The sequence below is a fragment of the Pseudoroseomonas cervicalis ATCC 49957 genome, from assembly GCF_000164635.1.
In the GTDB taxonomy this organism is placed as follows: Bacteria; Pseudomonadota; Alphaproteobacteria; order Acetobacterales; family Acetobacteraceae; genus Pseudoroseomonas; species Pseudoroseomonas cervicalis.
The window spans coordinates 1-1001 of record NZ_GG771068.1 but is presented as its reverse complement, the minus strand read 5'-3'; the positions used below and the strand labels follow the sequence as shown (position 1 = coordinate 1001).

Annotated in this window: 2 protein-coding genes; both read left to right on the top strand. The window is 75.8% G+C overall.

Annotated elements, in window-relative coordinates:
* Positions 1-2 precede the first annotated feature (2 nt).
* Positions 3-137, top strand: a complete 135-nt coding sequence (locus HMPREF0731_RS26530; RefSeq protein ID WP_408734766.1) for a FixH family protein — start codon at positions 3-5, stop codon at positions 135-137.
* Positions 134-1001, top strand: an 868-nt coding sequence (locus tag HMPREF0731_RS21755; protein WP_007006411.1) for a heavy metal translocating P-type ATPase metal-binding domain-containing protein, incomplete at its 3' end; no start/stop codon positions are given. The genes HMPREF0731_RS26530 and HMPREF0731_RS21755, both read left to right, overlap by 4 nt.

The following is a 1001-nucleotide window of genomic DNA, read 5'->3' as shown; positions in this document are numbered from 1 at the left end:
CCCTGGTCGCGGAGGCGCCGGGCCGCTACCGCGCGGCCCTCGACCTGCCGCGCGCCGGCCAGTGGGAGGCGCGGCTGGTGCTGACCGGCCCCGGCGGCCAGGAATTCGACATCCGCGAGAGGATCGTGGTGCGGTGAACCAGCTCGCCCCCATCGCCCCGGACCGGAAGGCCGCCAGCCGCGGCGCCTGCGCCCATTGCGGCGCCCCGCTGCCGGAGGGCGCCGGCCGCTTCTGCTGCGCCGGCTGCGAGGGGGCGCATGCGCTGGTCTCGGGCCTCGGCCTCGACGCCTTCTACCGCCGGCAGGACACCGCCTCCGGCACGCTGCGCCCGCCCGAGGCGATGCCGGAGACCGATTTCTCCGTGCTCGCCAGCGAGGGCAAGGGCGGCACCAGGACGCTGGAGCTGATGGTCTCCGGCCTCTCCTGCGGCGCCTGCATCTGGCTGGTGGAGCAGGCGCTGGCCGCCGAGCCGGACGTGCTGCGGGCGCGCGCCAGCCTCTCCGCCCGGCGGCTTTCCGTCACCTGGCGCGGCGCGGCGTCGCGCGCCAACGACCTGGTCGCGCTGCTGGCGCGGCTCGGCTTCCGCGCCGCCCCCTGGTCGCCCGCCTGCCTGCGCGCCACCGAGGATGCGGAAGGCCGCGCTTTGGTGCGCGCGCTCGGCATCGCCGCCTTCGGCATGATGAATGTCATGCTGGTCTCGGTCGCGGTCTGGGCCGGCGGCGACATGGGCGAGCAGACGCGCCACCTGATGCACTGGCTGGCGGCGCTGATCGGCCTGCCGGTGGTGCTGGTGGCGGGCATGCCCTTCTACCGCTCGGCCTGGAACGGGCTGCGCGCCGGGCGGCCCAACATGGACCTCGCCGTCTCGCTCGGCATCATCGCCAGCACGCTGATGTCGCTGTCGGAGACGCTGCGCAACGGCCCCTACACCTGGTTCGATGGCGCGACCGCGCTGCTGGCGCTGCTGCTGGCCGGCCGGGTGCTGGACCGCGCCGCGCGCC